Source organism: Kitasatospora sp. NPDC047058 (assembly GCF_040643935.1).
Lineage (GTDB): Bacteria > Actinomycetota > Actinomycetes > Streptomycetales > Streptomycetaceae > Kitasatospora.
The window spans coordinates 1-7,099 of record NZ_JBEYVJ010000348.1; the positions used below are offsets into that span (position 1 = coordinate 1).

Annotated in this window: 7 protein-coding genes; 2 read left to right on the forward strand and 5 right to left on the reverse strand. The window is 76.1% G+C overall.

Annotated features, from left to right (window positions below; genetic code table 11):
• Positions 1-32: 32 nt before the first annotated feature.
• The 5 genes from ABZ885_RS32340 to ABZ885_RS32360 all read right to left on the reverse strand — a co-directional run bounded on the left by ABZ885_RS32340 (position 33) and on the right by ABZ885_RS32360 (position 5,047).
• Positions 33-1,346 (reverse strand): LLM class flavin-dependent oxidoreductase, encoded by a 1,314-nt coding sequence (locus tag ABZ885_RS32340; protein WP_360196561.1) that lies wholly within the window; start codon positions 1,344-1,346, stop codon positions 33-35.
• Between the two features lie 93 nt (positions 1,347-1,439).
• Positions 1,440-2,705, reverse strand: a complete 1,266-nt coding sequence (locus ABZ885_RS32345) for an ROK family transcriptional regulator (protein ID WP_360196564.1) — start codon at positions 2,703-2,705, stop codon at positions 1,440-1,442.
• Between the two features lie 139 nt (positions 2,706-2,844).
• The gene (locus ABZ885_RS32350) at positions 2,845-3,246 is read right to left on the reverse strand and encodes a TIGR03618 family F420-dependent PPOX class oxidoreductase (RefSeq protein WP_360196566.1); all 402 of its coding nucleotides are present in this window, start codon (positions 3,244-3,246) and stop codon (positions 2,845-2,847) included.
• 71 nt (positions 3,247-3,317) lie between these two features.
• Positions 3,318-3,965 (reverse strand): MBL fold metallo-hydrolase, encoded by a 648-nt coding sequence (locus tag ABZ885_RS32355; RefSeq protein ID WP_360196569.1) that lies wholly within the window; start codon positions 3,963-3,965, stop codon positions 3,318-3,320.
• On the reverse strand, positions 3,962-5,047 hold the full coding sequence (locus ABZ885_RS32360; protein ID WP_360196572.1) for an S-(hydroxymethyl)mycothiol dehydrogenase: 1,086 nt from the start codon (positions 5,045-5,047) through the stop codon (positions 3,962-3,964). Before ABZ885_RS32360 ends, ABZ885_RS32355 begins: the two co-directional genes overlap by 4 nt.
• Positions 5,048-5,480: 433 nt before the next feature.
• Here ABZ885_RS32360 and ABZ885_RS32365 point away from each other — a divergent pair, with 433 nt between their 5' ends.
• Positions 5,481-6,728 carry a cytochrome P450 gene (locus tag ABZ885_RS32365; protein ID WP_360196574.1) on the forward strand — a complete coding sequence of 416 codons (1,248 nt, stop codon included), beginning with the start codon at positions 5,481-5,483 and terminating at the stop codon, positions 6,726-6,728.
• Entirely contained in the window at positions 6,725-7,033 is a 309-nt protein-coding gene (locus ABZ885_RS32370) for a ferredoxin (RefSeq protein WP_360196577.1), read from the forward strand. The genes ABZ885_RS32365 and ABZ885_RS32370 overlap by 4 nt, the downstream gene beginning before the upstream one ends.
• Positions 7,034-7,099: the final 66 nt, after the last annotated feature.

Here is a 7,099-nt window from a genome sequence, read left to right on the forward strand (position 1 = left end):
CGTCGCACGCCGTGCCGCGGCCGCCGGCCGGACTACCGCCGGGCGCCGGCCGGCCGCGGGAGGCCGTAGTGCTCGCGCAGCGTCCGGCCGGTGTACCGCTCCCGGAAGAGGCCCCGCTTGCGCAGCAGCGGCAGCACCTGCTCGGTGAAGTCGGTGAACCCGCCGGGCAGGACCGGCGGCATGATGTTGAAGCCGTCGGCCGCGCCCCGGGTGAACCAGGTCTCGATGTGGTCGGCGACGTGCTCGGGCGTGCCGACCACGACCTGGTGGCCGCGTCCGCCGCCGAGCCGGCCGATGAGTTGACGGAGCGTCAGCCGCTCGCGCTCGGCGAGGTCGCGGATCAGCGCGAAGCGGCTCTTCGCCCCGTTGATCTCGGCGATCGGCGGCAGCGGGGGCAGCGGCGCGTCCAGCGGGTGGCCGCTCAGGTCGACGCCGAGCACCGAGGACAGCACCCCGACCGAGCGCTCCGGACTGATCAGTCCGTCCAGCTCCCGGTCGAGCCGCCGGGCCTCCTCCTCGGTCGAGCCGAGCACCGGGACGACGCCCGGCAGCACCCGGACGTCCCGCCCGTGCGCGGCCGCCTGCCGCTTGAGGCCGGCGTAGAAGGCCTGCCCGTCGGCGAGCGTCTGCTGCGCGGTGAACACCGCCTCGGCCCAGCGCGCGGCGAAGGCCCGACCGGCGTCCGAGGAGCCGGCCTGCACCAGCAGCGGGTGGCCCTGCGGGCTGCGCGGGATGTTGAGCGGGCCGCGCACCCGGAAGTGCGGGCCGGCGTGGTTGATCTCGTGCACCTTGGCCGGGTCGGCGTACCGGCCGCTCTCCCGGTCGAGCGGGAGAGCGTCGTCCTCCCAGCTGTCCCAGAGCGCGGTGGCCACCCGGAGGTACTCGTCGGCCCGCTGGTAGCGGACGGCGTGCTCCTGGTTGGCGTCCCGGCCGAAGTTCTGCGCGGCGCGGTCGCCGGCCGAGGTGACGATGTTCCAGCCGGCCCGGCCCCCGCTGAGGTGGTCGAGCGAGGCGAACTGCCGGGCCAGGTTGTACGGTTCGGTGAACCCGGTGGAGACGGTGCCGATCAGGCCGATCCGCTCGGTCGCCGTGGCGAGCGCGCTGAGCAGGGTGAGCGGCTCGAAGTGGCCGACCAGGCCCCAGCCGCCGTCGGTGCGGGCCTCGACGCCGTCGGCGAGGAAGACCGAGTCGAAGGCGGCCGCCTCGGCGGCCCGGGCGAGGCCCTGGTAGTGCGCGAGGTCGCCGGCCCGGGCCGGGTCGGTGCGCGGGTGGCGCCAGGCGGCCTCGTGGTGGCCGACGCCCATCAGGAAGAGGTTGAAGTGCAACTGCCGCTCGGCAGAAGGCATGCCGGATCGCCTCCGGAGTTCGGGAGTGGGAAGGGGATACCGGCATCCTCCCGGCCGCCCCGTGCGGGGACAACGATTCGTCGGCGGGCGGAATTAATGCCCCGTTGACCTCCCCGCCACCGCCGCACCGAGCGGCGCGGTGCGCAGCTCCATCGGCCGCCGGTAGGCGCTGTCCAGCACCCCCGCGCAGGCCGCGACGGCGAGCGCGTCCGTTCCGAAGGAGCCGGCCGTCACCGGCCGCACGGCCTCGGGCCGGGCGTGCCCGGCGATCCGCCCGTGCCCGGCCATCCGCCCGTGCCCGGCGATCCGTTCGTGCAGGTGGTCGGCCAGCTGCGGCGCCACCGCGAGCCCGGCCTCGGTGACCACCAGGACCTCCGGGTTGAGCACGTTCAGCAGCAGTTCGGCCGCGGGGGCGACCAGCCGCAGCCGCTCCTCGAACAGCCGCAGCGCGGCCGGTTCGCCCGCGCCGGCCAGGGCCAGCAGCCGGTCGAAGTCCGGTACCGGCAGGACGCCGTCCCGGTACGCCCGGCGGGCCAGGGTCCGCTCGGACACGGCGGCCTGGAGGCAGCCGGTCCGCCCGCACGGGCAGGGCTCGGCCGAGCCCGGCACCGGGAGGTGTCCGATGTCCCCGGCCCGGGAGCGGCGGCCGCGCAGCACCCCGCCACCGGTGGCGATCGCGGCGTCGACCACGTTGCCGACGAACAGGTGGACGAGTTCGGTGGCGCCGGCGCCCGCGCCGAACAGCAGCTCGGCCTGGGCGAGCGCCCGGGCGTGGCTGTCCAGGTGGACGGGCAGCCTGGTCACGCCCGCGAGCACGTCCCGGACCGGGACGTCCTGCCAGCCGAGCGGTCCGTGCTCCACCACGGTGCCGCGTTCGGAGTCCACCCAGCCGCCGGTGACCACCCCGAGCCCGAGCAGCGACCGTCCTCCCGACCACCGGCGGACGAACCCCGGCAGGTGCTCGCGCACGGCGCGCAGCACGTCCGCCGCGTCGCCCTGCCGGGGCAGGCGTTCATGGGCGACGACCCGGCCGCGCAGGTCGAGCAGCGCGAAGGTCAGCCAGGGCACGCCGATGTGGACGCCGAGCGCCAGGTGGCCGCGGGTGTCGATGTCGAGGGGCAGTTGCGGACGGCCGGCCCGCGGCGGCCCCTCGGGCGGCAGCTCGCGCAGCAGGCCGAGCGCGATCAGTTCGGCGGTGTGCCGGGAGACGGCGGCCGGGCTGAGCCCGATGGCCCGCCCGAGGGCGGCGCGGGTCAGCGGGCCGCCGGCCAGGACGGCGCGGAGGACGGCGCCGGCCGCCCCGCCCTCGGCGGGCGGCGCTGCGCGGCCGAACGCGGGAGCTGCGACCAGGGAGAGCATGCGGTCGATGCTGGCAGCGGGGTGTTGCACGGGAGTGGCGGCGGCATGAATCCGGCCGCGGGGCGGCGGGCGGTGGGAGGCCCGGCCTGCCGCTCAGGCCCGGGCCCGCGCGCGGTTCGGGCCCAGGCCGGCGCGCCGCTCAGGCCCGGCCCAGCACCCGGTCGACCGTGATCTCGATGACCACCCGGTCCGGGTTCACCCGCGGCTCGCGGTAGCGCTCGGTGTACCGCCGCACCGCGTCGGCCACCGCCTCCGGCTCGTCCCGCACCACGGCCACGCCCTCCATGGTCGACCAGCGGGCCCGGTCCACCTGGCAGACGGCCACCCGGAGCCCGGCCGGTCCGGCCGCCAGGACGTTGCGCACCTTGCGGCTGGTCCGGCTGCTGATCACCCGGGCCGTCCCGGTCTCCGGCTGGTAGGTCACGCCCACCGGCACCACGTGCGGCGACCCGTCCGGCCGCTGCGTGGTCAGCGTGGAGATGTGGCGCTCCCGCCAGAAGGCAAGGAACGCTTCGTCGAGCTCGCGCGGATCATGGGCCATGCCCGCGATCGTACGACGCCCGCCCCGGTGCGAGGGCACCAGGGCGGGCGTCCGGCCGAGCGGCGGCGGGGTCAGTGACCGCGGGCGATCCACTCGGGCAGGGCCGGGGCCTCGGCCCCGATGGTGGTCGGGTCGCCGTGCCCGGTGCGGACCACCGTCTCGGCCGGGAGCGACAGCAGCCGGTCGCGGATCGAGTCGATGATGGTCGGGAAGTGCGAGAACGACCGGCCGGTGGCACCCGGGCCGCCCTGGAAGAGGGTGTCGCCGGTGAAGACCGTGCCGAGGTCCGGCGCGTAGAGGCAGACCGCACCCGGCGCGTGGCCGGGGGTGTGCAGCACGGTCAGCGCGGTGCCCGCCACCTCGATCCGCTGCCCGTCGGCGAGTTCGCCGTCCGGCAGCCGCGCCGGGTGGGTGAGCTTCCAGAGCGGCAGGTCGTCCGGGTGCAGCAGGATCGGCGCGCCGGTCCGGGCGGCGAGGGCGGGGGCCGCGTCGATGTGGTCGTTGTGCGCGTGGGTGGAGACGATCGCCAGCAGCCGGCGCCCGCCGAGTGCCGCCTCGATGGCCTCGGCGTCGTGGGCCGCGTCGATCACCACCGCCTCCTCGTCGTCACCGACGATCCAGACGTTGTTCTCCACCTCCCAGCTGCCGCCGTCGAGTTCGAAGGTGCCCGCGGTGACCAGCCGGTCGATCCGCGGCCCCGGGGCCGGTGCGGCGCTCACAGGACCACCACCGAGCGGAGCACGTCGCCCTCGTGCATGCGGGCGAAGGCCTGCTCCACGGCGTCGAGTTCGATCGTCTCGGTGACGAACGTGCCGAGGTCCAGGCGGCCCTGGAGGTAGAGGTCGATCAGCATCGGGAAGTCGCGCGAGGGCAGGCAGTCGCCGTACCAGGAGGACTTCAGTGCGCCGCCGCGGCCGAACACGTCCAGCAGCGGCAGCTCCAGCTTCATCTCCGGCGTCGGCACACCGACCAGGACGACGGTGCCGGCCAGGTCGCGGGCGTAGAACGCCTGGGTGTACGTCTCCGGGCGGCCGACCGCCTCCACCACCACGTCCGCGCCGTTGCCGTCGGTCAGCGCCCGGATCGCCTCGACCGGGTCGGTGGTGCGGGAGTTGACGGTGTGGGTGGCGCCGAGCTTCTGCGCGGTGGCGAGCTTGCGGTCGTCGATGTCCACCGCGATGATCTTCGCCGCGCCCGCCAGCCGCGAGCCCAGGACGGCCGCGCCGCCGACACCGCCGCAGCCGATCACCGCGACCGAGTCGCCCCGGCCGACGTTGCCGGTGTTGATCGCGGCACCGATGCCCGCCATCACACCGCAGCCCAGCAGCCCCGCGACGGCCGGCTCGGCCGCCGGGTCGACCTTGGTGCACTGGCCGGCCGCGACCAGGGTCTTCTCCGCGAACGCGCCGATGCCCAGGGCCGGCGACAGCTCGGTGCCGTCCAGCAGGGTCATCTTCTGCTCGGCGTTGTGGGTGGCGAAGCAGTACTGCGGCCGCCCGCGCTTGCAGGCCCGGCACTGCCCGCAGACCGCGCGCCAGTTGAGGACCACGAAGTCACCGGGCGCGACCTCGGTCACGCCCGCGCCGACCGACTCCACGATCCCCGCCGCCTCGTGGCCCAGCAGGAACGGGAACTCGTCGTTGATGCCGCCCTCGCGGTAGTGGAGGTCGGTGTGGCAGACGCCGCAGGCCTGGATCCGGACCACCGCCTCGCCCGGCCCCGGGTCGGGCACGACGATCGTCGTCACCTCCACGGGCGCGCCCTTCGTACGCGCGATGACTGCCTTGACCTGCTGGGCCATCCGATCCACCTCCGTCGTCCGGTGCGGCTCTGCACCGGTGTGACCTGCTCAAACGACTTGCCCACGAAGCGTATCGCCCGCGCCCGCCCGCGCCCGGCGAACGGCCGTCGACGGCCCCGGTGATCCGGCTCACCACCGCCGGGCGCGACCCGGGCGAGCCGGGCGCACCGAACGTCCGTCAGAGCCGTTCCGGACACCCGGCGTTGGCTGGAATCGTCGCTGACTGTGGCGCCGCGCCCACGTACGGTCGTACCGAACCCGACGACCCGTCCGACCCATCCGTCCCGCCCGCGCCGCACCCGACCCCGCCCTGCCCGCCCTCGTCCGGACCGACCCGGTCCGAACCGGCCTGACCCGTCCCCGCGCACCTTCCCGGATCCACCCCCGCCGGGCCGCCGCCGCGCCGCCCCCCGCTCTGGAGTCTGGAGTACGGATGTCCGCCGAGAACAGTGCCACCCGTGCCGGGACCGGCACCGCCACCCCTACCGACGCCCACGCGACCGCGGCCGTGCTGCCCCCGCTGCACTGCCTGCGCCGCCTCTCCGCGGGACCGCCGCGGCTCGGCACGCTCCCCACCGGCACCCCGGTCTGGCTGGTCACCCGCCACGCCGACGTCCGCCAGGTGCTCACCGACCCGCGGCTGGGCCGCGCCCCGCTCCACGCCCCCGACGCGCCGCCGCTCTCGGTCGTCCCCAACCTCCTGGACGACCCGCAGAGCATGCTCAACATCGACGGCACCGAGCACCAGCGGCTGCGCCGCACCGTGCAGCGGGCGTTCACCCCGCGCGCCATCGCCCGGTGGCGGCCCTGGGTGGCCTCGGTGGTCGAGGGCCTGCTGGACGAGCTGATCGACCAGGGCTCCCCCGCCGACATCGTCGCCGCCTACACCCGTCCGCTGCCGGTCGCGGTGATCAGCCGCCTGATGGGGCTGGACGGCCTGGACGGCAAGCGGCTCGCGCACTGGAGCGACCACGCGCTGTCCACCACCGCGTACTCCGCCACGGCGATCCGGGCGGCGATCGCCGAGTTCTCCGCCTTCGGCGCGGAACTGATCGCCGAGCGCCGCGCCGCCCCCGGGGACGACCTGGTCAGCGGCCTGCTCGCGGCGGCCGCGGAGAGCGGCGACATCACCGAGGAGCAGCTCGTCTCGCTGGTGATCGGCCTGGTGGTCGCCGGGCACGAGACCACCATGACCACCCTCGGCAACGCCCTGGTCTACCTGCTCGGCGACGGCCGCGAGGCCTGGCGGCGGCTCGCCTCCGACGAACAGAGCGCGGCCACCGCCACCGAACAGCTGCTGCGGTCCGTCCCGCTCGGCGACAAGGACCACCTCCCCGGCCTGCTGCGGCGCGCCCTGGAGGACGTGGAGGTCGGCGGCGTGGTCATCCCGGCCGGCAGCGTGGTCGCGGCCGACGCCGACGCCGCCAACCAGGACCCGGAGGTCTTCACCGGCGACCTGCGGACCGAGCTGTTCGCCCCGCTGGGCGCGCCGATGTTCACGTTCGGCGCCGGGCCGCACCACTGCCTGGGCGCCTGGCTGGCCCGGATGGAACTGGAGCTCGCGCTGCACCGGCTGGCCCGCCGGCTCCCCTCGCTGCGGCCGGCCGCCCCGGCCGACGCCATCGAGTGGCGGCGCGGCCTGCTCACCCGCAGCCCGCACACCCTCCAGGTCGTCTGGTGACCGCGGATCCGGCCGCCCGGCCGGGCCGGCCGCCGGCGACGCCCGTGGACGCGGACACCGTCGTGGTCCGGGTCGACCGGGCGCGGTGCATCGGCTCGGGCATGTGCGCGCTCACGGCGCCGGACTCGCTGGTGCTCGGCGACGACGGACTGGCCCGGCCGGTCCGGGCTCCCCGTCCGGGCGGCCCGGACGCCACCGGGGAACCGCTGACGGAGCAGCTCGCCGAGGCGGTCGAGTACTGCCCGGTCGAGGCGCTCGCCCTGCACTCCGCCCGGGACGGCCACCCGATCACGCTCACTCCGTGAACCCGCCCGCCCCATGAACGCGGCGGGGGCGCGCCCCGGGGGGGGGGGGGGGCCCGCCCCGGCGCC